This window comes from Haematospirillum jordaniae, assembly GCF_001611975.1.
In the GTDB taxonomy this organism is placed as follows: Bacteria; Pseudomonadota; Alphaproteobacteria; order Rhodospirillales; family Rhodospirillaceae; genus Haematospirillum; species Haematospirillum jordaniae.
In genome coordinates this window covers 2069671-2092503 of sequence record NZ_CP014525.1, presented here as the reverse complement: position 1 = coordinate 2092503, position 22833 = coordinate 2069671, and the positions used below count along the sequence as shown (strand labels likewise).

Annotated in this window: 20 protein-coding genes and 2 tRNA genes; 15 read left to right on the top strand and 7 right to left on the bottom strand. The window is 56.0% G+C overall.

The genetic code is table 11. The annotated features are described in order from the left end of the window. Positions 1-46 precede the first annotated feature (46 nt). Positions 47-892, bottom strand: a complete 846-nt coding sequence (locus AY555_RS12155) for a CPBP family glutamic-type intramembrane protease (protein ID WP_167798405.1) — start codon at positions 890-892, stop codon at positions 47-49. 186 nt (positions 893-1078) lie between these two features. On the opposite strand from AY555_RS12155, the gene AY555_RS09785 reads away from it, so the two are divergent. After that, complete coding sequence (locus tag AY555_RS09785) at positions 1079-1897, top strand: DUF2927 domain-containing protein (RefSeq protein WP_066136191.1); 819 nt, start codon at positions 1079-1081, stop codon at positions 1895-1897. Continuing rightward, positions 1890-2780: an RNA methyltransferase gene (locus AY555_RS09780; protein ID WP_066136185.1), complete on the top strand. Its 891-nt coding sequence runs from the start codon at positions 1890-1892 to the stop codon at positions 2778-2780. The genes AY555_RS09785 and AY555_RS09780 overlap by 8 nt, the downstream gene beginning before the upstream one ends. A 2-nt stretch (positions 2781-2782) precedes the next feature. Here AY555_RS09780 and AY555_RS09775 read toward each other — a convergent pair whose 3' ends face one another. After that, on the bottom strand, positions 2783-3457 hold the full coding sequence (locus AY555_RS09775; RefSeq protein WP_066136182.1) for a hypothetical protein: 675 nt from the start codon (positions 3455-3457) through the stop codon (positions 2783-2785). 237 nt (positions 3458-3694) lie between these two features. Here AY555_RS09775 and AY555_RS09765 point away from each other — a divergent pair, with 237 nt between their 5' ends. Genes AY555_RS09765 through rpsD form a run of 3 tightly spaced genes read left to right on the top strand, consistent with a single transcriptional unit; the run spans position 3695 to position 5414 of the window. Continuing rightward, positions 3695-4630, top strand: a complete 936-nt coding sequence (locus tag AY555_RS09765) for a formate/nitrite transporter family protein (RefSeq protein ID WP_082811998.1) — start codon at positions 3695-3697, stop codon at positions 4628-4630. After that, positions 4623-4775 carry a hypothetical protein gene (locus AY555_RS11965; RefSeq protein ID WP_167798406.1) on the top strand — a complete coding sequence of 51 codons (153 nt, stop codon included), beginning with the start codon at positions 4623-4625 and terminating at the stop codon, positions 4773-4775. Before AY555_RS09765 ends, AY555_RS11965 begins: the two co-directional genes overlap by 8 nt. Positions 4776-4799: 24 nt before the next feature. Next, on the top strand, positions 4800-5414 hold the full coding sequence (gene rpsD, locus AY555_RS09760; protein ID WP_066136178.1) for a 30S ribosomal protein S4: 615 nt from the start codon (positions 4800-4802) through the stop codon (positions 5412-5414). A gap of 117 nt (positions 5415-5531) precedes the next feature. Here the strand turns inward: rpsD and grxD are convergent, their stop codons facing one another. From grxD to AY555_RS09740, 4 genes are all read right to left on the bottom strand, one after another. Then, positions 5532-5867 carry a Grx4 family monothiol glutaredoxin gene (gene grxD / locus AY555_RS11620; RefSeq protein ID WP_082811996.1) on the bottom strand — a complete coding sequence of 112 codons (336 nt, stop codon included), beginning with the start codon at positions 5865-5867 and terminating at the stop codon, positions 5532-5534. A gap of 177 nt (positions 5868-6044) precedes the next feature. Next, positions 6045-6121: transfer RNA gene (locus AY555_RS09750), tRNA-Pro, on the bottom strand. Positions 6122-6244: 123 nt separating this feature from the next. Beyond that, positions 6245-6321, bottom strand: a tRNA-Pro gene (locus AY555_RS09745). Positions 6322-6417: 96 nt separating this feature from the next. Then, a complete protein-coding gene (locus AY555_RS09740; RefSeq protein ID WP_456071316.1) occupies positions 6418-7449 on the bottom strand; it encodes a polyprenyl synthetase family protein in 1032 nt (343 codons plus the stop codon). Positions 7450-7628: 179 nt separating this feature from the next. Between AY555_RS09740 and AY555_RS09735 the strand changes: the two genes are divergently transcribed. The 5 genes from AY555_RS09735 (at position 7629) to AY555_RS09715 (ending at position 16039) form a co-directional block, all read left to right on the top strand. Continuing rightward, entirely contained in the window at positions 7629-8366 is a 738-nt protein-coding gene (locus tag AY555_RS09735) for a tRNA1(Val) (adenine(37)-N6)-methyltransferase (RefSeq protein WP_245176923.1), read from the top strand. Positions 8367-8503: 137 nt separating this feature from the next. Then, the gene (locus AY555_RS09730; protein WP_066136888.1) at positions 8504-9382 is read left to right on the top strand and encodes a glycine--tRNA ligase subunit alpha; all 879 of its coding nucleotides are present in this window, start codon (positions 8504-8506) and stop codon (positions 9380-9382) included. Positions 9383-9386: 4 nt separating this feature from the next. Beyond that, positions 9387-11480, top strand: a complete 2094-nt coding sequence (gene glyS, locus AY555_RS09725) for a glycine--tRNA ligase subunit beta (protein ID WP_066136886.1) — start codon at positions 9387-9389, stop codon at positions 11478-11480. Between the two features lie 95 nt (positions 11481-11575). After that, positions 11576-14272 (top strand): pyruvate, phosphate dikinase, encoded by a 2697-nt coding sequence (gene ppdK / locus AY555_RS09720; RefSeq protein WP_066136168.1) that lies wholly within the window; start codon positions 11576-11578, stop codon positions 14270-14272. 159 nt (positions 14273-14431) lie between these two features. Then, a complete protein-coding gene (locus tag AY555_RS09715; protein WP_066136165.1) occupies positions 14432-16039 on the top strand; it encodes a methyl-accepting chemotaxis protein in 1608 nt (535 codons plus the stop codon). Positions 16040-16060: 21 nt separating this feature from the next. Here AY555_RS09715 and ygfZ read toward each other — a convergent pair whose 3' ends face one another. Further along, positions 16061-16975, bottom strand: coding sequence for a CAF17-like 4Fe-4S cluster assembly/insertion protein YgfZ (gene ygfZ / locus AY555_RS09710; protein ID WP_066136162.1), 915 nt, complete (start codon positions 16973-16975; stop codon positions 16061-16063). Positions 16976-17161: 186 nt separating this feature from the next. Between ygfZ and AY555_RS09705 the strand changes: the two genes are divergently transcribed. From AY555_RS09705 to asnB, 5 genes are read left to right on the top strand one after another with little or no spacing between them, the layout of a single operon-like run. Then, the gene (locus tag AY555_RS09705; RefSeq protein ID WP_066136160.1) at positions 17162-18190 is read left to right on the top strand and encodes a glycosyltransferase; all 1029 of its coding nucleotides are present in this window, start codon (positions 17162-17164) and stop codon (positions 18188-18190) included. Further along, on the top strand, positions 18187-19146 hold the full coding sequence (locus tag AY555_RS09700; RefSeq protein WP_066136158.1) for a glycosyltransferase family 9 protein: 960 nt from the start codon (positions 18187-18189) through the stop codon (positions 19144-19146). The genes AY555_RS09705 and AY555_RS09700 overlap by 4 nt, the downstream gene beginning before the upstream one ends. Next, the gene (locus AY555_RS09695; RefSeq protein ID WP_066136155.1) at positions 19143-19910 is read left to right on the top strand and encodes a glycosyltransferase family 2 protein; all 768 of its coding nucleotides are present in this window, start codon (positions 19143-19145) and stop codon (positions 19908-19910) included. Before AY555_RS09700 ends, AY555_RS09695 begins: the two co-directional genes overlap by 4 nt. Positions 19911-19966: 56 nt before the next feature. Further along, positions 19967-21013 carry a glycosyltransferase gene (locus AY555_RS09690; RefSeq protein WP_066136152.1) on the top strand — a complete coding sequence of 349 codons (1047 nt, stop codon included), beginning with the start codon at positions 19967-19969 and terminating at the stop codon, positions 21011-21013. Then, complete coding sequence (asnB, locus tag AY555_RS09685) at positions 21013-22773, top strand: asparagine synthase (glutamine-hydrolyzing) (protein ID WP_066136149.1); 1761 nt, start codon at positions 21013-21015, stop codon at positions 22771-22773. The genes AY555_RS09690 and asnB overlap by 1 nt, the downstream gene beginning before the upstream one ends. Positions 22774-22833 lie beyond the last annotated feature (60 nt).

The following is a 22833-nucleotide window of genomic DNA, read 5'->3' as shown; positions in this document are numbered from 1 at the left end:
AAACAGGCTGGCGGGCTTGCAGGCCCGCCCTCTTTTCGACTAGGTTTCAGGTGGCACTCGCTAGGATGGGATAGGTAAACAAGCTAAAGTGGATGAGGTTCAGGCCAAAGTGAGTGGCCACAGCAGACCGTAATCCCCCCGCACGCCATGCCAGGCCATAGCCAATGCCGGCGACAGTTGCCAAGCTGATCCAGGCCATTCCACCGCGGTGGTAGGCAAGCCCGAACAAGAGCGCGGCAAGAACCAGAGCCAGTGTTTTTCCGTACCGTTTGTGGCCCCAGAGGCGTTCCATCCCTCCCTGTACAAAGCCTCTGAAGAAAGCCTCCTCGGCCATTGAAACCAGAAGAAGATTGTTCAGTGCCCACAGCCATCCCCATTCAGGCCATTTGGGTGCCCAGGTTATACTGTCGGTGATAAAGCCGAGGCCCAGGCATACAGATACCGTTCCAGCCAAGACCAAAGCTGTCTGTATCACGGGATGTTTTGTATGGGGTTCGGCAAGGCACCAGGGAAGGAACAGCATGAGCCAGAATCCGACCAGTGGTTTGTCGAGGTTCAGCCACAGGCTTGCCGGGGCGGCTCCCTCTGACAGCACATCAGCCGTGATGACTTCAAGGTTCTCGAATCCCGGAGCCTTGTGAAGGGCAAGGACCGTTGCTGTGAGTGTAAACAGGGCAAAGCCGGCGGTCCGGATCCAGCGTTCCCGTTGAATCAATACGGCACTGAGTCCCAGAAGAAGGACAGGAACCAGAGCCGGGAAGTCAAGGTGCCCGTTTAGGGCTGCTGCACCATAGCCTGCGATCAGCACGGTATATGACAGCGTGCGGAAGCGGTTGGGAAGCCATAGCAACGCCGCACCGGCAAACAGAAAAAGCCATGGAATGAGGGTCATAAAAAGATCGTGCCTTGCTGTGATCTGGTGAATAAATACGTGAGCATTGAAATCTTTTACCATCAAAGATTGACCCCGCAAGGGGAATTCTGTCTTGGTCTTCTCACAGAAGTCTTGAATGCGGCAGTGTCTTTGCTTCACCTTGCAGCGGTGGCAATCATGGCGGCAGACAGGTGGTACTTATAAATGCATTCTCCTGGCTATATCATGTTCCGGAATGTTGCGTTCCTGACGGCGGGGTTGATCCTCGGGATGTTTGCCCTTGCCTGGTTCTCGGCTTTAGGTGGTCGTCATCAGGGGGCACCGCAGCCGGAACAGGTTGTGAGGCTTTTCGATTCCGTTGCCTTTTCCGGATTTGGGGAGCAGGGCCCGGCGGGGCAGGGGCCTGTGCTTCGGCGCTGGACAGCCCCGGTCACTGTGGGTGTAAAAGGCCAGCCCCTTGAGCGTGATGATGACGAGCGTCCTTGGACTATGGCGTTGCGGGAGTATGTTACAGCGTGGAACAGCGTTCGTGGCCTGTCTCTTTCCTTGGTTGATTTGCCTGCCACGGAGAATTCTCGTCACCTTCTGGAAGATCCATCCGATGCCTCCCTGCGTATCCTGGTTCTTCCAGAGCAAGCCTTGGCCGATCTGGCGTTTCAGAATGTGATCCCACGTACCCATGCGGCTGAACTCGCCGATCGTCGCCGTGGCTGTACCGTGTTGGGTGCAGAAGGGCCTGCCTTGAGCAATGTCGTTCTGCTTGTTCGTGATGATGTGGGGCGTTCCGCGCGTGCCACATGTCTGGGGCATGGTTTGGCCAAGGCCTTGGGATTTGGGATTGATGCCCGCACGGCATCTGATGTATTCCGCAGTCGTCCTGACGGGCTTGGATTTCTTCCTGCCGGTCGCATAGTGGCGGAGCTGGTCTATGACCCCGCTTTTGTGCCCGGGCAGTCCCGGCATGATGTTTTGCCATTGATACCGGAATTATTGGAGCAACGAGGAATGATCGACCATGAGTGATATTCCGGCCGAGGCTGGATGGCGGGAACGCGGAAGGGCCTTGTTGCCAAAGGATGTAACGGCTGCTCGGGGGGTGACGCCGGCCATTATCCTGGTGGAGCCCCAGCTTGGGGAAAATATTGGGACCTGTGCCCGCGCCATGGGGAATTGTGGCCTAGGGGATTTGCGTCTGGTGCGTCCTCGGCCTGATCATTTGACGGAACGGGCCCGGGCGGCGTCTTCTGGTGCCGATGCGGTTCTGGAGCAGGCCCGTATCTATGATTCGACCGAAGATGCCGTGGCTGATCTTGTGCATGTTTATGCAACGACAGCGCGGCGGCGTGACATGATGAAGCGTCTTGTAACGCCGCGTCAGGCCGGGGCTGAGATGCGTCTGGCATTGGCAGCCCAGCCATTGCAGCCAGCCGGTATTTTGTTTGGCCGGGAACGGACAGGGCTGGAGAACGATGATGTTGCACTGGCGTCTGCCGTCATGGAAATACCCCTGAATCCGTGGTTTTGTTCCCTGAACTTGGCCCAGGCAGTTTTGCTTGTCGGGTATGAATGGTTTACGGGCCTTGATGAAACCCCGTCCGAGCGCCCCCCTGAACGGCAGTCTCCCTTGGCAACACAAGAGGAACTGTCGGGTCTTTACCAGCATCTGGAGCGGGAGCTTGATGCCAGCGGCTTTTTACGCGTTCCTGAGAAGCGCCCGGGCATGGTGCGGAATATTCGTTCTATCTTTTCCCGCAATGGCCTGAGTTCGCAGGAAGTGCGTACTCTGCACGGTATCGTGCGGGAGCTGCGCTGGGGGCGTCGTCCCGATCGTCCACCTCGCAACAGCAACGGAAGCAACACTCCACCGGATTTTCATTCCGGGGCAGGTGACGCAGAGCCTGAATAGGGTCAGGTTGCGGCGCTGCTGCTTTCTGAGGCGCCATAGCCGGCGCCACCCTCGCTGGTCAGGCGGCCGAGCATGTAGTCGCGCAGGATATTGGCGCCAAGCTGTTCCCATGGTGGCAGGATCAGGTTTTGCAGGGGAAGATCGGGCAGCATGCTGAACGAGTGGGAAAGCGGCATCTCGGCCTTGCCGATCAGGATCAGGGTGCGGGGCAGGGCCGGGGCTGCTGCCACAAGGCGTTCAACCAGCTGTGCATGACGATCTCGTACCCCGGTCAGAAGCAGCGGTTGGACGTTGCTCTGGCCCATCGCGTCGATAATTTGCTCCAGCGTCATGTTGGCCATGGCCCGTATTGGCGCAAAGACAGGGCTTGAAAGCTTGCACAGCAGCGTCGGGTAGAGAAGCTCCACATCAAAATACCAGATCCCGGGGCCTGTTTTGGGAACAGGGAGCATGGCCTGAAACATCAGGTCTTTCCAGACGGTGGACAGCATTTCCCTGTGTGGCTGTGCGGCTGATGTGGCGTGGATTGGAATCGCGTGATTACAGCGGTCTTCGCGGGCAATGCCCTGTACTTGTTGTGCCGGTTTGTCGGCCAGGGTTGTCGGTTCGCCGCCTTGGTGCAGCCAAGCAATACCATCGGTCCAGTGAACGCCGTAGCAGTCTGCTGTCTGTGTCATGGAAGTACCCTGCCGCCCGGTTCTGCCTGCATAGAGGTGAAAGAGTACCATTTCCCCGGTTTGTCCTCATAGCGGGGTGTCAAGCCGTTGTCCGTCTGGTCACGGCTTGGTGCATGGGGGCATTGCTTGTTCTGCAGGTTTCCTTTCCCGCCGCCCGGATTAATATGCCCAAAAATAATCCGGGTATAGCATTCCATGCTGTACCCCTCTTTTTGAGTATTCTACGGAGAGTATTCCATGAACCACGCCGTTCAGGCTGTCAGTCCCACAGCTGTCAATGAGCAGACCCCTTGTGTGCCTTTGTCCTCGCACCGCTCGACGCCTGATGTCTTACCCCCGGACCAGCTTGCCCAGTACAACGAGGATCTTGCATACAAGAAAGCTGTGAACAGTCTGTCGGGAAAAATGATTCAAGGAGTCCTAGCGGGTATTTTTATCGGGGTTGGTGCGCTTTTCGCTACGGTCGTCATGTCGGGTGATCCGCATTCAGCCTTGCCCTACGGGGTTACCAAAATGCTGGGAGGCTTCTGTTTCACAGTCGGGCTTTCCTTGGTTATGCTGGGGGGTGGTCAGTTATTTACCAGTGATTGCTTGATAAGTATGCCTGTTGCCAGCGGGCGTCTGAGTTTTGGGCATATGGTACGTTCATGGGCAGTGGTGTGGTGTTCCAACTTTGTTGGTGCCGTGGCCTTTGCCGGTCTGATCTTCCTTGGTGGACAGTACATGCAGGGGCATGGCGTTGTTGGCGCAAACGCTCTTTATATTGCATCTGCGAAGGCGTCTCTGCCAGCCAGCCAAGCTTTCTTTCTAGGCATTCTGTGCAATATCATGGTGTGTATGGCTGTCTGGATGGCCAATGCCGGTCGTACAGTAGCTGACAAGATTATAGTGATTGTGTTGCCTATCGCCGGCTTTGTTGCCGCAGGGGGAGAGCACTGCGTTGCCAATATGTACTTTATTCCCATGGGGTTGATGATCGAGTATGGAGCTCCTGATTCCTTCTGGATGGATATTGGAAAATTAGCTGTGGACAGCCGCCCCCATATTGATGCGGTTAGCGCCCTGAAGAATCTTGGTATTGTGACGCTCGCCAACGTAATTGGGGGTGGTGTTTTTGTGGGGGGCGTATATTGGAAGCTGTTTAGATCAGCTCGGAACCAGTCTTGTGGCTGATTCATCATTTGACATCGCGGTACCTATCGCGATAATGCCATCCTCCATTTCCGAGAATGTGGGCATGGCTTTTGGTTTGGATGCCTTGCCCCGCCGCCCGTTTCCTGTGTATCCGGGGCCGGACTATCGGGACAACAACGTATAGATTTTAAAAGGGCAACGACCTGTTATGTCGAAGCGTCATTCCGCAAAGTACAAGATAGACCGCCGCCTTGGCGTTAACCTCTGGGGCCGCGCCAAGTCTCCGATCAACAAGCGTGAGTATGGTCCGGGTCAGCATGGTCAGCGCCGCAAGAAGCCCTCGGATTATGGCACTCAGCTGATGGCTAAGCAGAAGCTGAAGGGCTACTACGGTAATATCAGCGAGAAGCAGTTCCGCAAGTATTACGCTGAAGCCGTGCGTCGCAAGGGCGATACCTCCGAGAACCTGATCGGTCTTCTTGAGCGTCGTCTCGATGCCGTTGTGTACCGTATGAAGTTTGTGCCGACCGTGTTTGCGTCACGCCAGTTTATCAACCACGGCCATGTGCGCGTGAATGGCCGTCGGGTCAACATCCAGTCCTATATGGTCCGTGAGGGTGATGTTGTGTCCGTTCGTGAAAAGTCCCGTGAAATGGCCTTGGTCATGGAAGCGGTCGCTTCGTCCGAGCGTGATGTTCCTGAGTACATGGAAGTGGACGCCAAGGCGCTGAAGGGTACGTTTGTTCGTACGCCGAAGCTTGCTGATGTTCCTTACCCGGTGCAAATGGAACCCAATCTGGTGGTCGAATTCTACAGCCGCTAAGGCGTTCGAGAAGCTGGATACGAAAAAGCCACCCATCAGGGTGGCTTTTTTTATGTGCAGGAGATCACAAAGAAGCCGGGCGCCGCTGATGTTGCTGGCAGCCCGGTTCGGTATGCATCAGGAGCTGACGGGTATTCCCTTGTCTTGGAGCAACTTAACAAGCTCGCCGTTTGTTGCCATTTCGCGCACGATATCACAGCCGCCGATGAATTCCCCCTTGATGTACAGCTGGGGGATGGTCGGCCAGTTGCTGAATTCCTTGATGCCTTGGCGAAGTTCGTCGCTGTCCAGAACATTGATACCTTTGAAATCAACGCCGAAGTGACTGAGAACCTGAACGACAGCAGCGGAAAAACCGCACTGCGGAAAGTTTGGGGACCCTTTCATGAACAGAACGACGGCGTTCTCGTCGATGTCGCGCTGGATGTCCTTGAAAATCGGATGATCTGACATGATATCGTCCTTGTCTGGCGCGTTTGCGCCGTTTTCCAAACAGATGTGGTGTGAAGGATATGAGGTGATACGGCAGTTCCGTCAACAGGGTAAACAATACGCGTCCCTTGTTTGGGTCACTCGTATTAGAAAGCTTGATGGAAAGTCACTGATTTCCCCCTGCTTGGGGCCGTAATCTGGTCGGAGTGAGAGGATTCGAACCTCCGGCCCCTGCCTCCCGAAGACAGTGCTCTACCAGGCTGAGCTACACTCCGTTACATTGCAGCGCCAAGGCGTGTGCTTATAACGTTCCTGAATTTCCCTGGCAAGAACAATTATCTGGGAGCATGTCCCTTATTCTGCAAAAAAAGCACCGCTTGAAGGCGGCGCTTCTAAAATGGTCGGAGTGAGAGGATTCGAACCTCCGGCCCCTGCCTCCCGAAGACAGTGCTCTACCAGGCTGAGCTACACTCCGATATCCATGCATCCCTGAGGGCGCGAAGGAAGGTGCTTATAACCTTACTGGAATGGTGCAGCAAGGTCTCATTGTTCGCATGTTGCAGATTTCCCTTTACCAGGCCCGGCTGATGCAAAAGCCAACAATATCGCGGAGAGCCTGATGCATGGGGGAGGGCGGGAAAATCTTCAGGGCTTCCTTTGCCTGCTCGCCGTATTCACGTGCCCGTTGCGCGGTTGCTTCCAAGGCGCCGTGGCGTTTCATCAATGCCATGGCCTGCTCCAAGTCCCCTTCATTCTGCTGTAGTTCCCCGAGTGTTCGGCTCCAGAATGCACGTTCGTCACGGTTGGCCTGTTGTAGGGCTAGGATAACTGGCAGGGTAATCTTTCCTTCACGGAAGTCGTCGCCAATAGTTTTCCCTAGGCGTTCCTGGTTGGCGGAATAATCAAGGCAATCGTCCACGATCTGGAAGGCCAGCCCTAAGGCCATACCGTATGCGTAGAGAGCATTGGCCTCGGCATGTGTGCGTCCGGCAACCTCGGCGCCAACCTTGCATGCGGCTGCAAACAATTCTGCGGTCTTGCCGCTGATGACCTCCAGATAAGACTCCTCTCTTGTATCAATGTCATTGGTGGTGATCAACTGCTGCACTTCGCCTTCGGCAATGACGGCAGAGGCGCGGGACAGGATGCCCAAGACGGGCAGGTTGCCAACTTCGACCATCAGCTCGAAGGCCCTTGAGAACAGAAAGTCCCCGACCAGAACGCTGGGCTTGTTACCAAAAAGGGCGTTGGCGCTGGCTTGGCCACGACGGAGGACGCTCTCATCCACCACGTCATCATGCAGCAGCGTGGCTGTGTGGATGAACTCTACACAAGTTGCCAGGCGAATGTGGTCTTCTCCATCCTCATAGCCGCACAGGCGCGCGCTTGCCAAGGTCAGCATAGGGCGCAGACGCTTGCCTCCGGCCGCAACAAGATGACCCGCTAACTGGGGTATGAGGGCAACCGGGCTTTGCATGCGCTGGACAATTGTCTCGTTGACGCGTTTCATGTCATCGGCAACAAGATCGCCCAGCACATCCAAGGCGTTGGTATCTGCCGTCTGCGGACAGGCTATTGTTTCGGCGTTTGGTGGGTTGGTCACGGCCAATCCTGAATAGTCTGGAGGAGTTACAGTGTGCGCCGGAGCATAGGATTTCGGCGCTGTTGCGGTCAAGGAACAATGCCCCTGTGGTCATAAATGCTTTTGTGCGGTCTGATGCTGGTGATGGTTTCCAGTCGCTTTGCTAGGATATAAAAACTGTAACCAGAATGATGAAGGCAATGGTGGAAGAGAATAAGTTGCTGGGGGGGCGTGTGCGCCTTCTTCAGCCGTTGGAGGGTTATCGTGTCGCGCTGGATCCTGTCTTTCTGGCTGCGGCTGTTCCGGGGTTCGGCTGCGGGAAAGTTCTGGATGTAGGAATGGGAACCGGGGCGGCGGCCTTGTGTTTGTTGGCGCGTCTGCCGGTTGATTCTCTGTGTGGTGTCGAGCTTGTCCCGTCCCATGCCGATCTGGCGCGACAGTCGGTTCTTGTTAACGGGTATGAGGACCGCTGCAATGTCCTGTGTGCCGATTTGCGTAGCAGGCCTGCGCCCGTTCCGGGATCTTCGTTCGATGTTGTGATTTCCAATCCTCCGTATCACGGGCAGGGTACTTTTCCTTCCGATCCAGGGCGCGCGCATGCCCACATGGAGAATGTGCCCCTTCGGGACTGGATGATATTTTGTCTGCGCTGCCTGAAGCTAGGTGGGTGGCTGGTCGTTGTGCATCGTATGGATCGTCTGGGGGAAATGCTGGCAACCTTGCAGGGGCGTGCCGGTGGGGTGGAGATCATTCCCCTATGGCCCCGCGTTGGTCAGGAGGCAAAGAGGGTATTGGTTCGTGCCCGCAAGGGGTACGGTTCGCCGATGCGTCTTTTGCCCGGGATTGTCCTGCACAATGCTACCGGGGACTTTACGGATGCGGCGCAGGCTGTTTTGCGTGACGCTCTTTCTGTGGATACGGCTATGGCCTTGTCGTAGTACGTGTGAAAGCGCGAATGGCATCCGTTTCAAAAGGGGTTTGACCGTATGTGTCGGGGCGGGTAGTTTTCAGGTTCCTTTCAACCCTGTGGTATTGTACCTCCCCGGAACCTTGTCGTATGCCCGCACTAGGCCCTTTGTCCAAATCTCCCAGTTTCCAGCAGCTTGTTCTTACCCTCCAGCAATTCTGGGCCGGTCACGGCTGCGCAATTCTTCAGCCCTATGACATGGAGGTGGGTGCGGGGACTTTTCACCCCGCAACAACCTTGAGGGCTCTGGGTCCAGACCCTTGGAATGCCGCATATGTTCAGCCTTCCCGCCGTCCGACGGATGGGCGCTATGGCGAGAACCCCAACCGCCTGCAGCATTACTATCAGTTTCAGGTCATCATGAAGCCGTCCCCGGACAACATTCAGGAGCTTTACCTAGACTCTCTCCGGGCGCTGGGCATTGATCCTATGAAACATGACATCCGGTTTGTCGAGGATGACTGGGAAAGCCCGACGCTCGGGGCTTGGGGCTTGGGGTGGGAAGTGTGGTGTGACGGGATGGAGGTGACCCAGTTTACCTACTTCCAGCAGGTTGGCGGCTTCGAGTGCAACCCAGTTCCGGCCGAGATTACGTATGGTCTGGAGCGCTTGGCGATGTACATCCAGGGGGTCGAGAACGTCTATGACTTGGATTTCAATGGGGCTGGCGTAACCTACGGTGACATTTTTCACCAAGCCGAGGTCGAATATTCAGCCCACAACTTTGAGTATGCCGATACCACCATGCTGTTGAATCACTTCCGTGACGCTGAAAAAGAGTGTCAGTCCCTGTTGGCTGCCGGGTTGCCGTTGCCGGCCTATGACCAGTGCATCAAGGCATCCCACCGCTTTAACCTTCTGGATGCGCGCGGGGTCATTTCTGTAACAGAACGGGCGGCCTACATTGGTCGCGTGCGGGCTCTGGCCAAGGCGTGTTGCGAAGGGTGGCTGAAAGCGCGTGGTCATCTTGTTGCTGCGGAGGGCTGATATCATGGCACAGTCCCTTTTGCTTGAGCTTCTGTCCGAGGAAATACCGGCCCGTATGCAGGCTGCTGCGGCTGAGGCCTTGGAGCGTCTGGTTTGTGACGGGCTGCAGAAAGCGGGCTTCTCTGCTCCGGAGACCCGGACATACGTGACACCACGCCGGTTGACGCTGGTTATTGATGGCCTGCCCGAGGCCACGCCGGATGTCTCGGAGGAGCGGCGCGGGCCGCGTGTTGATGCACCGGAAAAGGCGATACAGGGTTTTCTTGCGGCCAACGGTGTAACCTTGGATCAATGCGAGAAGCGTGAAACGCCCAAGGGAACGTTTTTGTTCTCTGTCGTTTGCAGCCGCGGGCGGCCTATGTCATCGGTCCTCAAAGAGGCCATTGAAGGAGCTTTGGCTTCTTTTCCGTGGCCAAAGTCGATGCGCTGGGGGACAGGGCCGCAGCGCTGGGTTCGTCCGCTGCATTCTATTCTGTGTCTTTTCGGGTCCGAGGTGGTTCCGGTCTCTTTTGCTGGTCTTGTTGCCGGTAATGTAACGCGTGGGCATCGCTTCCATGCACCTGCCGTTTTCTCGGTTACAGGTCCTGCGGATTATTTGGAGAAGCTTGCCGCAGCCAAGGTTGTTCTGGATCCCGTGCGCCGCTCTGCTTTGATCGAGGCTGCGGCCACAGCTCTTGCCAATCGTCACGGGGTTCGCCTGAAAGAGGATGCAGCCCTTTTGCGAGAAGTTACGGGACTGGTTGAATGGCCCGTTGTGCTGAGTGGGGCCATCGAAGATGTCTTTATGGATCTGCCAGCCGAGGTTTTGACGACGTCTATGCGGGCACACCAGAAATACTTCTCCACTGTTCAGGATAATGGTTCGCTTGCTCCGCGGTTTGTTGTTGTCTCCAATATGGAAACAGAGGATGGAGGGCAGCAGATTGTCTCTGGGAATGAGCGTGTTCTCCGCGCGCGTTTGTCCGATGCGCGTTTTTTCTGGGACCAAGATCGCAAGGTCCGGTTAGAGGCCCGTGTTGATACCCTACGGGAACGGATTTTTCATGCCCGCCTTGGTACAGAGTGGGAGAAAGTAGCGCGTATCCGTACCTTGGCTGCAATGATTGCCGGGTACATGGGGGCAGACAGCGCTCTTGTGGATCGTGCTGCTCTTCTGGCCAAAGCTGACCTGTCTACTGGTATGGTTGGTGAGTTTCCCGAGCTACAGGGTGTCATGGGGCGTTATTATGCCCGGGCTGACGGGGAGCCTGATGCTGTGGCTGACGCTGTTGCAGAGCATTACAGTCCGCAGGGTCCGTCGGATCGTTGCCCGTCAGCTCCAGTTTCGGTGTGCATTGCCTTGTCGGACAAGATTGATACCTTAGCAGGCTTCTGGAGTATTGACGAGAAACCAACCGGATCAAAAGACCCGTTTGCTCTGCGCAGGGCCGCTCTCGGTGTTATTCGGCTGGTTCTGGAAAATGGCTTGCGCCTGCCGTTGCGTGCTGTATTCCTCAAGGCGCTGGATGCTTACAGTGTGCCGCGTGCTGCGTCGTCGGATGTCTTGGCCACGGATCTGATGGCGTTCTTTGCGGAACGATTGAAGGTTTTTCTCAGAGAGAAAGGCTTGCGGCATGACTTGGTGTCAGCGGTTCTTTCCCTTGGTCACGAGGATGATCTGGTCAGGCTTGTGAAGCGGGTTGAAGCTCTTTCCGGTTTGTTGCGTTCGGATGATGGTGCCAACCTGCTTGCTGCGTGGCGGCGTGCGATGAACATTGTCCGTATAGAAGATCGGAAAGACGGGCCGCACACCGGGCCTGTTGATGTTCAGTCTCTGGTTATGGATGAGGAAAAAGCTCTTGCCGCTGCGTTGTCGGCGACAGAACCTGGAATTCATCAGGCGCTTGATGCTGAGGATTACCAGCAGGTAGCCGCCTTGGTTGCAGGATTGCGTGGGCCGGTTGATGCTTTCTTTGAAAATGTGACGGTGAATGATTCCGATCCTGATTTGCGCCGCAATCGGTTGCGACTTTTGTCAGCGGTCGGTGCTGTAACAGTTGGTCTCGCAGACTTGGCATTAGTCGAGGGAAGCGGTCCGGTTGCTGAAGCCGTGGTGTAGAGAAGTGGCCGGGCTTGTCCCGGCCATTTGTTCAAGGTGAAGCCTGGGTGTCATACCGGGTAGGCAAGAAGTCAGACAGGACAAGGGGCGCAAGGATGTCCAAGTGGGTCTATATGTTTGGTGGTGGACGGACCGAGGGACGTGCCGGCATGAAGGATCTGCTGGGCGGCAAGGGTGCCAATCTGGCCGAGATGGCTGCGATCGGGCTTCCAGTTCCTCCCGGTTTTACCATTACGACTGACGTATGTACGTTTTACTATGCCAATGGCCGTACCTATCCCGCTGGCCTAGAGGATGCGATCGAGGCAGGGGTTGCCCATATCGCCTCGGTTATGGGGGCGTCTTTTGGAGACCGGAAACAGCCGCTTCTGCTGTCGGTTCGGTCGGGGGCCCGCGCTTCCATGCCCGGCATGATGGATACCATTCTCAATCTTGGCCTGAATGACGATACGGTTCTTGGTCTGATTGAAACATCTGGCGATGCGCGTTTCGCATGGGACAGCTATCGCCGTTTTGTGCAGATGTATTCCGATGTCGTTCTGGGGATTGGACACCATTATTTCGAGGAGTTGCTGGAAGATCTCAAGGCTGATCGCGGGTATATCCTTGATACCGATCTTCAGGCAGGAGACTGGAAGGAACTCTTGGGCTCCTATAAGGCCTTGGTTATGAAGCGCTCTGGTGCGCCTTTTCCGGATGACCCGTATGATCAGCTACGCGGCGCAATTGGTGCCGTCTTCTCCAGCTGGATGAACCAGCGTGCCATAACATACCGCCGTTTGCATGATATTCCGGAAGCGTGGGGAACGGCTGTCAATGTGCAGGCTATGGTGTTTGGCAACATGGGGAGTGACTGTGCGACCGGTGTTGCCTTTACGCGTGATCCGTCGACCGGTGAAGATACGTTTTTCGGAGAATATCTGGTCAACGCCCAAGGAGAGGATGTCGTGGCGGGTATCCGGACGCCACAGCATCTGACAATTCTGGGAAAACAGGCCAATCAATCTGATCTTCCAGCCTTGGAAGAGCTTATGCCAGATGTCTTTCGTCAGCTGGACGCTATACGCCGTATTCTGGAAAAGCATTACCGTGACATGCAGGATATCGAGTTTACAGTCCAGCGTGGGGCGCTGTGGATGCTGCAAACCCGCACAGGAAAACGTACACCTGCTGCCGCCTTGAAGATTGCGGTTGATCTTGCACGTGAGGGGCTGATCACGCGTGAAGAGGCTGTGATGCGGGTTGATCCGGGGCAGATTGACCAACTTCTGCATCCGATGCTTGATCCACGGGCTATCCGTGATGTTCTGACAACAGGCTTGCCGGCCAGTCCTGGGGCTGCTTCGGGTAAGCTGGTTTTTACCGCAGCCGATGCAGAAGCATGGGTTCGCCGGGGGGAGAAAGTTATTCTAGCGCGTGTTGAAACCAGCCCGGAAGATATTGGCGGCATGCATGTGGCCGAAGGTGTTCTGACATCCCGTGGGGGTATGACCAGTCATGCGGCTGTTGTTGCCCGTGGCATGGGGCGTCCCTGCGTTGCCGGGGCCGGAGCTGTGCGGATCAATGTCACGGATCGTGTGATGACCGTGTTGGGACGTGAAATCCGGGAGGGAGATCTTCTGACGCTGGATGGCTCGACCGGCCAGGTTATTTACGGGGCCGTTCCCATGGTTCGTCCTGATCTGGGAAAAGACTTTTCCCTTTTGATGGAGTGGGCGGACAGCATCCGCCGTATGGGCGTCCGTGCCAATGCGGAAACGCCTGCTGACGCGCGCGTGGCTCGTAGTTTCGGGGCTGAAGGGATTGGTCTTTGCCGTACAGAACATATGTTCTTTGAGCCTGGACGCATTGTGCATGTACGTCAGATGATCCTAGCCCGGGATGAGGATGGCCGACGCCAGGCGCTGGATCTTCTGCGTCCGTACCAGAGGGCTGATTTTATCGAGATCTTCCGTATTATGCACGGGCTTCCGGTCACGATACGCTTGCTGGATCCACCTCTGCACGAGTTTTTGCCCCATACAGATGCCGATATTCAGGAGGTAGCTGACTCTGCGGGCGTTGACGTGCGTACTGTACGCCAGGCCATTGCCCAGATGGCTGAGTCCAATCCTATGTTGGGGCATCGCGGCTGTCGTCTGGGGATTACTTTCCCTGAAATTTATGCAATGCAGTGTCAGGCTATTTTTGAGGCTGCGATTGAGGTTCCTCCCAAGGATGCACCGTCTATGGTGGAAGTGATGATTCCTCTTGTTGCAACCCGCCGCGAACTGGAGCTGACAAAAGCAATCGTTGATCAAGCAGCCAAGGATGTCTTTGCCCGGTGCGGAAAGACTATTCCTTACAAGGTTGGTACTATGATAGAGCTGCCACGCGCGGCGCTGTGTGCGGGTGATCTTGCTGATGATGCTGAATTCTTCAGTTTTGGAACAAATGATCTTACCCAGACCGCCCTAGGAATTTCGCGTGATGATGCGGCTCACTTCATGGATGCCTATCACCGGCATGGTGTTTATGCCAAGGATCCATTCGTGTCGATAGACTGCGAAGGAGTGGGGGAGCTTGTCAAGATTGCAACGGTTCGTGGGCGTGCGGCTCATCCCGGGTTGAAGGTCGGTGTGTGTGGGGAACACGGCGGCGATCCGGACTCGATAGACTTTTTCGAGGGCATTGGTCTTGACTATGTGTCGTGCTCTCCGTATCGCGTTCCCATTGCACGTTTGGCTGCAGCACGTTCAGCCTGCCGTCGTATAGGGAACGGACATAAGGAGCTTGCAGACAGTACGGCGTGATGAGGTCCTCATGACCAGAGGCCGTGTTGTGTTGTCTTGGCGGAATAGTCAAGCTGGTATGCATCCCGTTTGTTGCTTGGTTTCCGCTGTGTCACAGTGATTTCTGTGGGCGGGTGTTGCACCTGCCTTTGGCGTGTGGCAGTAAAGCGGACACCTGATATGACAAGCCTTTCCAGCCATAAAGACACATTGGGTACAGAGGCATGGGTTACTGAACGTGGATTGCAGGATGCTGTGCGTGTTGTACCTGCGGTTTCTGATGCCGTTCTAGCACACATTTCCTCTGATGCGGTGGGTGGATCTTCGGGGGTGTCGTCCTTTCGCGCCCGTTGGGATGGGTTGTTGTCAGTTGGAGTGACCGATTATCCCGAACCGCATCTTCCGCGCGATCCGGTTTATCGTTTGGCAACATCCATGTTTTTGTCCATGGCCGCCTCTGCCCTTGCCCGTCAGTTCCGCTTTCGTCCGTCTCGCTGTGATGCCGCGATTAACAGTCTGCACGGACGTATTATACCTGATCTTATGGGGTCCTCAGGCAGCGACAGCGTTCAGGCTATACCCTCTGCGGCCAAAGATGCACATTCCATTCTTATTTTGCGGCAGATGGCTGACACAGCTGCCGATGTTAATGATGCTGCCGTTGTTCTGGCATCACTGGCTCGCAATTCGCATATTACCAGCAGTTCTGGTGAAGCTATTTCCTCTGCCGCGACCGAACTTCTGGCCAGTGTTGAGGAAATTGCCCGCAACAGCGGTACCGCTTCGGGTGAGGCATCTGCTGCGGACGCCTTGGTCAGGGAAGGGGTCAGTGATGTCGAAAGAGCGCGGAATGCGATCAGGGATATTGCAGGGGCCGTTGAGCAAACAGCCTTGAGTGTGAGCGACCTGTCGACGGCTTCCGAGCAGATCGGTGAAATTTTGGTTGTGATTGAGGCCATTGCAAGTCAGACGAATCTACTAGCCTTGAATGCAACAATCGAGGCAGCCCGTGCCGGTGAGATGGGCAAGGGTTTTGCTGTCGTGGCAAACGAAGTGAAGACGCTTGCCAATCAGACAGCGCGGGCCACAGAAGATATTACCCGTCGTATTGATGCCTTGCGTGTTGGCATGACAACCATTCGTGAAACGATGGCGCGTTCGACTCGTGCTGTTGACATGGGGCGCTCCGCGATTGAGTCCATCCAAGAGAAAATGCACGCCGTATCGTCACAGGTGACAGAGGCAGCACGGCAAATGCAGGAGATTAATACAATACTGGGGCAGCAGAAAGAGGCAACCGGTGAAATTGCCCGCAGTATTACGGCTGTTGCGGAAATGTCGCGTGACAATGTGAGCTTGGTGACAAAGGTTGCAGACAGTATACACTCCAGTAATGATGCCGTCAGCAAAAGTGCAAAGGAGTGGTTTGTCGAAGGATCTGCACAAGGGTTGTGCGAAATGGCCCGCGTTGATCATATTCTGTTCAAGAAGCGGGTCGTTGATGTTTTGATGGGCAACGGGGAATGGCAGCCCACAGACGTTCCGGATCACCATAGCTGTCGTCTGGGGCGTTGGTATGATGCCTTGGATGATCAAAGAATCAAGGCGTTGCCGGAGTATGCTGCCCTGGAGGGTCCCCACGCCACTGTTCACGCTGAAGCCCGGAAAGCGCTTCAGGCGTGGTATTCCGGGGAGCGGGACAACGCACTTGTGCACCTTGATGAACTGCATGAAGCAAGTCGGGCCGTCATTTCCCTTCTCAATGCCTTGTCACGCAAACTGGATTAACCAGCCTCTATTAACCTTGTCTCAGCGGTTGTCCGGAAGGCGCAGCCAAGCGGGAGGGCAGGGTTTCAGGCGTGTGCTGTCGCAGCGTAAATCAGTCTCTAGGATGGCATCTAGGCGTACAACGCCCATGGCAAGAAAGCCTGTTCCGGTTTCATCAAGCGTGCTGCTGCGTATAATGCCAGCAGGTTGACCGTCAGACAGGGTGATTGGGCTGTTGCTTTGTGGCATGGTTGTGTCTTCCCCGCGCAGCGGAACAAGGCGTTTTTTGGTCAGGTGCTTCCACTTCATGCGGGCAGTTGTTTCCTGGCCAACGTAACAGCCCTTGCGAAAATCAACACCGCCCAGTTCATCGAAGCCGTATTCCAGCAGGAAGCCTTTCTCGGGTTCTATGTCCCGGCTACCATCAGGCAGGCCGTTGCGTATGCGGTTTTGTTCCCATGCAGCTTCGGCCATGTCAGCTGTGGTCAGCCCTGTCTCTGGAATGGCCTGGCGCGATGCAACGATGCGTATACCGCCAGCCGGCAAGCGCGGGTCCATGCAGGCAATGCCATCCCCGAATGCAATGGTATCGCCTGCATGGCTCAGGTTCCTCAGTGGTCCCTGAAATGGTGGCAGGGTACCAAAAACGGCCAGCTCCGGTACAGATTCCAGGGTGACCTTGGCGCGAAGCCGATAGCGCAGGAGGCGTGTCCGTAGGTCCTCCAGTCGCTCCCGTTCTCCCTCCAGCAGCAGGGTGTTGCCATGCTGGTAAATGAAGAATTCGTGCAGGAATTTTCCCTGTGGGGTCAGCAAGGCTGTCCACGCGCTATGGTTTTCTGTAATCGTACGAACGTCGGCAGAAACCAGCCCTTGCAGGAAGGTGCGATGGTCATCGCCGGACAAGATCAGGGCGCCTCGGTGAGCAAGCTCGTGAAACAGAGCAGTTTCTGGTGACATTCGTGGACTCAGGTCTGTCAGTTTTGTGATTACGTCCCGATTATGTGGGCGGGCTTATGGAGTCAAGCAAGAGAAAAGTCCTGTCAGCCGCGTTTTTCGGTCGGTCAGTTGACCGGGGCTGGTAATCTGGTGCGCAACCTCTTATAAGCGAAAGCATTCGTTGGTCGCCCGGCTGTTTTCTTGGACATGCGCTTTTGCTTTCTTGATGGCACTGCTGATTACAGTGTTTTCTCCCCCGATCATCATGCTTTGGGTGGTGCGGAGAAGGCTTTGCACGGGCTGGCTGATGCCTTGTCTGCCCGTGGGCACGGGGTTTCTGTTGCTTGTCGTGTATCCCAGCGCGTTGAATGCAACGGGATAGCCTACGTTCCTGTAGGCGAGGCGACAGACCTTGTAGCAGATGTTTCTGTTGCCTTTCGGGATCCAGCTTTGCTGGGTCAGGTATCGGCGCGACGGCAGTTGCTCTGGGTTACGGCATCACCCGAATATATGGCGCATCCGGTTGTACAGGCGCGTATCCTAGCTACAAGGGCGGGCGTTCTGTTTTGTGGTGCTGCGCAGCATCGCCGCTGGAGTGGAGACGGTCCTGCTTGGATTATGCCGGTTGGGGTTCGTTCCCCCTTTCTGGGGCGGAGCGTGAGAGCGTCTACTTCTGTTGATCCTGTCGCGGTTGTTACCACGCATCCGCAGCGTGGGCTGGACCGCCTTTTGGATATTTGGTGTGACCAGATCAGGCCCCATGTTCCCGAGGCAAGGTTGTTGGTCGTGTCGCGTCTCCTTGGATCTGGTCCGGATTATGTGCCTGTGGTTCTGAGGCCCCTGTTTGAGCGCGTTGAGGCTTTGGCCATCAAGGGTGTTGAAGTCTGTCTTCCGCCCGGCGACCTTGATCTGGCCACTCTCTGGTCCCGTGCTCGGCTACATCTTTACCCTACGTGTGATGATGATATGTGCTGCTGGACGCTGGCCGAAAGTCAAGCCTGTGGCGTTCCAGCTGTTGTTGGACCGGCTGGGGGAGCTGTTGACTGTATAGAGAATGGTGTATCCGGGTATTGTGTCCCCGATGATGCGGCACTGGCTGGTGTGGCTGTGCAGATTTTGCAGGATGATGGTGTGTTTTCTGGTTTGTCTGCCGCAGCAGGGGCGTCGTTCCGCCATCGATCATGGAATGATGCGGCTGTTTTTCTTGAGACTCTTGCCGCCGAGGTTTGTGTATGAGCCGTCTGTTGTTTGTCACCTCGACCCGGATCGGGGATGCGGTTCTGTCTTCTGGTCTTCTCGCTCATTTGGTTGGGGTTATGCCGGGGGTTCGTGTCACTGTTGCCTGTGGTCCTTTGGCGGCCCCTCTGTTCTCGGGATTGCCTGAGCTGGAACACCTGATCATCATGGATAAACGCCGTTGGGGTGGGCATTGGCTGGATTTATGGCGACAGGTTGCCACAACCCGCTGGGATGTCGTGGTTGATCTGCGTCGTTCAGCCTTGGCATGGTGCCTTCCCGTTGCTGGGCGGCGACTGGTTCCCGGTCGTGATACCGCAGCGCTCCATCGGGTTCGGGCTGCCGGTGCCTTGGTTGGTTTGGTGGATGATCCTCCTGCGCCTGTTTTGTGGACTACAGGTGATGATGAGCAGGAAGCATGTCAGTTCATTCCTGATGGTTCACCGGTTCTGGCCATCGGGCCGGCTGCAAACTGGCCTGCCAAGATCTGGCGTGCCGAGCGTTTCGCGGACCTTGTTGCGCGCCTGACCGCACCGGATGGTATCCTACCTGGGGGGCGTGTTGCTCTTTTTGGTGCACCGGATGAACGTCACCAGGCAGAGCAGGTTGTCCGTACCCTTCCATCGGATCGTTGTCTTGATCTTGTTGGCCGTTTGTCTCTTCCTGTTGCGGCGGCCTGCCTCCGGCGCTGTTCTTTCTATGTTGGCAATGACAGTGCGCTGATGCACATGGCTGCTGCTGTCGGCATCCCGACACTTGGTCTCTTTGGCCCGAGTGATGAGTGCCTGTATGGTCCATGGGGGCCCAAGGCGGCGTTTGTTCGTACGCCAGAAACCCTTCAGACCATCTATCCTCCCGGGTTTGACCATCGCAAGGCGGGGACTTTGATGGATGGCCTTACTGTCGAGAGTGTTTTTGATGCCGCTTGTCGTCTGTGGAGGCGTACCCGGTCATGAAGGAATTGCCCCGGCTTTCAGTCTTGGTTGTTGTCCATAATGAGGAAGCGCGTTTGCCGGCGTGTCTGGAGCGTCTGACGTTTGCTGACGAGATTGTGGTTGTTCTTGATCGGTGTACCGATCGTTCGCCTGACATTGCCCGTTCTGCCGGGGCTAGGATGATAGAAGGCGCCTGGCCGGTTGAGGGTGATCGTCGGAATGCGGGCATAGAAGCATGCCGTGGAGACTGGATTCTGGAAGTGGATGCAGACGAGCACGTATCGCCTGCCTTGGCTGCGGAGGTTCGTGCCGTTATTGCATCCTCCCTTTTCGACTGGCACGTTATTCCCGTCGACAATTACATTGGTACACGCTTGGTTCGTCATGGATGGGGATCCAGTTTTGGGAAGGCAGGGTGTCCGGCACTCTTCCGGCGTGGCGTGAAAATATGGGGTCGGCAGAGGGTTCACCCGGCTCTTCAGTGGTCTGGTGCACGCGGTCCAGCCCTGACCATTCCGCTTGTGCACTATGTCGATCGCAATATTTCCGATATGCTGCACCGTCTTGACCGGTATACTTCAGCGCGTGCTGCTGACTTGCGGGAGTCCGGCCAAGCAGGGTCTCTGGCCGGGGCTATTCGCTCGGCACTATCGCGTTTTTTACGGGTTTATCTGTTCCGCAAGGGGTATCGTGAGGGGCGTATGGGGTTGGTTGTGGCCTTGTGTACGGCGCTGTATCCGCTGCTTTCGTACATAAAGGCCATGGAGGAAACGGAAGAGGTTTAAACGTCTCTTGTAGGAGGCGGAGCCGTCCGTATGATGACAGGAGTTGCGTGCCACAGATGGTAAATCTTCGGATCCTGCAGGCTATGGCTGGTGCCCCGAATGGTGGAGCGGAGCTGTTTTTCGAGCGGCTTGTTCTGGCTCTTCATCGTGCCGGTGTCCAGCAGCACATACTCTTGCGTCCGGACAGTAACAGAATGGCCCGCCTGCGTGAGGGGGGACTTGATCCGGTGGCTCTTGGTTTCGGCGGGCGGTTTGATTTTTCTACACGCCGCGCTTTCCGTCGGGAAATTGAGAGATTCCAGCCTGCTGTTGTTCTGACCTGGATGAACCGGGCGACGTCTTTTTGTCCGTCCCGAACGCAGATCTCTGTTCCGTTCGTGCATGTTGGCCGCTTGGGTGGCTACTACGATCTGAAGTATTATCAGTCGTGTGACCATCTGGTATGCAATACCCGTGATCTTGTTGACTATGTGACAAGTCATGGTTGGCCGGTAGAGCGAGCCCACTATCTGCCTAATTTCGTTGATGAACGTACGGTGCCGCCGGTCAATCGCGCTGCTTTTTATACCCCTGACCGTGTGCCTATTGTGTTTGCACTGGGGCGGCTGCACGAAAACAAGGGGTTTGATACCCTGATCCGTGCGTTTGCGCGTTTGTCAGACGTGTACCTGTGGATTGCCGGTGATGGGCCGGAGCGGGAACGTTTGGAAGCACTGGCCTATGAGGTCGGTGTACGCCCGCGTGTTCGTTTCTTGGGGTGGCGCGATGATGCCCCGGCTTTTCATGCTTCGTGCGACCTGTTTGTATGCCCTTCGCGCCACGAGCCCTTGGGGAATGTTGTGCTGGAGGCCTGGGCGCAAGGGCGGCCTGTTCTTGCTGCTGCAAGTCAGGGACCGGCAGCACTGATCAAGCATGGCGTGAATGGGCTTTTAACCCCGGTTGATGATATTGATGCGATGGCGGACGCCATTCGTCAGGCTTTGCGGGATCGTGATCTTCTGGCGCGCCTTGCTGAAGAGGGGCGCAAAAGCTTTACGGAAGAATTCACTGAAAGCATTGTTGTCGGCAAGTACAGGAGCTTTTTTGCCCGGGTGTCGGCCTGATGTGTGGCATAGCGGGTTTTTTTGCCGCTCATGGGGCGGTGCCGGAGGCTGGGTTGATGGCTATGGCCGATGCCTTGGCTCACCGTGGCCCCGATGGTGTTCATGTACATGTTGATGGCCCTGTCGGGTTGGTACACACTCGCTTGGCTATTATTGATCCTGCTGGTGGTGATCAGCCACTTTTCTGGCCTAGAGGCCGCGTTCTGGTCGCCAATGGCGAGATTTACAATGATCCATCTGTCCGCAAGGATATGCCCGCCGCTCCTTTCCGTACGGGTTCGGACTGCGAGAGTCTTCTCGCTTTGTATGATCGCCAAGGCCTTTCATTTCCGGCCTCTTTGCGGGGCATGATTGCTTTTGCCTTGTATGATTCTGCGGAAGATATGCTGCTGCTTGGGCGGGATCCATTCGGGATCAAGCCGTTATATGTGGTTGAGCATGCTGATGGTGTCGCCTTTGCGTCCGAGGCCCAGGCGCTGGTTGCGGGTGGGTTTGTGGCTCCTTCTCTTTGTGCAGATGCTGCGGGTGAGTTACTAAATCTACAGTTCACAACGGGACGTCGGACGGTGTTGGACGGTATTCGTCGTTTGCTTCCCGGCGAGATGATTATGATCCGCAAGGGGCGTATTGTTGACAGCTGCCGTCAGCCCTTGCCATTACGCAGCAGCCAGCCCCCCCTTGAAACGGAAGAAGAAGCTCTTCGGGCTTTGGATCAGTCTTTGATAGACAGTGTTACCGTACACCAACGGTCTGATGTGCCTTATGGCATGTTCCTGTCCGGGGGCGTTGACAGCGCGGTTCTCCTAGCCCTGATGGCCCGTCTGAACGAGCGCCCGGTTCTGGCCTTCACGGCGGGTTTTCCGGAAACGGGTGTGCACGATGAACGGGATCATGCGCGTTCTCTTGCCCAAACTGTCGGGGCAGAGCATATCGAGCTGGCGGTAACCGATCGGGATTTCTGGGACTGTTTGCCCCGGATTGTCGCTTGTATGGACGATCCGGCAACCGACTATGCCATTATCCCTGTCTGGCTCCTGGCGCGGGCAGCACGTCCCTATGTAACGGTTGTTCTGTCCGGTGAGGGAGGGGATGAGTTGTTCGCCGGTTATGGCCGTTACCGTGCGGCTTCACGGCCATGGCCTTTCACCCGGACGATGCGTCGTCGTGGACTGTTTGAGGGATTGGGCGGAAATCTCGGTCGTTTCCCTTCATGGCGCACCGGCTATAAGGCATCCGAGGAAGATGCAGGCCGTACGGTTCATGACCGACTGTTGCGTGCGCAGTATATTGATTGTGCGGATTGGTTGCCCAACGATCTCTTGACCAAGCTTGATCGTTGTTTGATGGCTCATGGCATGGAAGGACGCGTGCCCTTTCTGGATCCGGTCGTGGCCGAGCTTGCGGCCCGCCTTCCACGGTCCTTGAAGATACGTGGAGGGCAGGGGAAGTATATTTTGCGCCGTTGGTTGGAGAATGCCTTGCCTCAGGCCAAGCCGTTTGCACCCAAAAAGGGATTTACGGTGCCTGTCGGGGAGTGGATAGCGGCCCGTGGGCAGGAACTTGGGGCCTTGGTTGCCAAGGGAGAGATGGCCCGTCGTGTGACTGATCCTGCTGTTGTTCGCTCCTTGTTTATGGCATCGGGTCGGCGGGAGCGTTTTGCCGCCTGGTCGTTGTTATTTCTGGATTTGTGGTATCGCCGCCATATTATGGGGCAGGCGATGGATGGTGATGTTTTTCATGTTTTATCATCTCCCCCCTAGAGGCGTGTAAAGGAAGGTTATGTAGCTTGTAGACAACCTTAAGTGTATATGATACCTGTG

What these genes read in the sequence shown, in the direction of transcription:
- AY555_RS12155 (WP_167798405.1), bottom strand. Translation starts at nt 892, where the DNA reads ATGACCCTCATTCCATGGCTTTTTCTGTTTGCCGGTGCGGCGTTGCTA.
- AY555_RS09785 (WP_066136191.1), top strand. Translation starts at nt 1,079, where the DNA reads ATGCATTCTCCTGGCTATATCATGTTCCGGAATGTTGCGTTCCTGACG.
- AY555_RS09780 (WP_066136185.1), top strand. Translation starts at nt 1,890, where the DNA reads ATGAGTGATATTCCGGCCGAGGCTGGATGGCGGGAACGCGGAAGGGCC.
- AY555_RS09775 (WP_066136182.1), bottom strand. Translation starts at nt 3,457, where the DNA reads ATGACACAGACAGCAGACTGCTACGGCGTTCACTGGACCGATGGTATT.
- AY555_RS09765 (WP_082811998.1), top strand. Translation starts at nt 3,695, where the DNA reads ATGAACCACGCCGTTCAGGCTGTCAGTCCCACAGCTGTCAATGAGCAG.
- rpsD (WP_066136178.1), top strand. Translation starts at nt 4,800, where the DNA reads ATGTCGAAGCGTCATTCCGCAAAGTACAAGATAGACCGCCGCCTTGGC.
- grxD (WP_082811996.1), bottom strand. Translation starts at nt 5,867, where the DNA reads ATGTCAGATCATCCGATTTTCAAGGACATCCAGCGCGACATCGACGAG.
- AY555_RS09735 (WP_245176923.1), top strand. Translation starts at nt 7,629, where the DNA reads ATGGTGGAAGAGAATAAGTTGCTGGGGGGGCGTGTGCGCCTTCTTCAG.
- glyS (WP_066136886.1), top strand. Translation starts at nt 9,387, where the DNA reads ATGGCACAGTCCCTTTTGCTTGAGCTTCTGTCCGAGGAAATACCGGCC.
- ppdK (WP_066136168.1), top strand. Translation starts at nt 11,576, where the DNA reads ATGTCCAAGTGGGTCTATATGTTTGGTGGTGGACGGACCGAGGGACGT.
- AY555_RS09715 (WP_066136165.1), top strand. Translation starts at nt 14,432, where the DNA reads ATGACAAGCCTTTCCAGCCATAAAGACACATTGGGTACAGAGGCATGG.
- ygfZ (WP_066136162.1), bottom strand. Translation starts at nt 16,975, where the DNA reads ATGTCACCAGAAACTGCTCTGTTTCACGAGCTTGCTCACCGAGGCGCC.
- AY555_RS09705 (WP_066136160.1), top strand. Translation starts at nt 17,162, where the DNA reads ATGCGCTTTTGCTTTCTTGATGGCACTGCTGATTACAGTGTTTTCTCC.
- AY555_RS09700 (WP_066136158.1), top strand. Translation starts at nt 18,187, where the DNA reads ATGAGCCGTCTGTTGTTTGTCACCTCGACCCGGATCGGGGATGCGGTT.
- AY555_RS09695 (WP_066136155.1), top strand. Translation starts at nt 19,143, where the DNA reads ATGAAGGAATTGCCCCGGCTTTCAGTCTTGGTTGTTGTCCATAATGAG.
- AY555_RS09690 (WP_066136152.1), top strand. Translation starts at nt 19,967, where the DNA reads ATGGTAAATCTTCGGATCCTGCAGGCTATGGCTGGTGCCCCGAATGGT.
- asnB (WP_066136149.1), top strand. Translation starts at nt 21,013, where the DNA reads ATGTGTGGCATAGCGGGTTTTTTTGCCGCTCATGGGGCGGTGCCGGAG.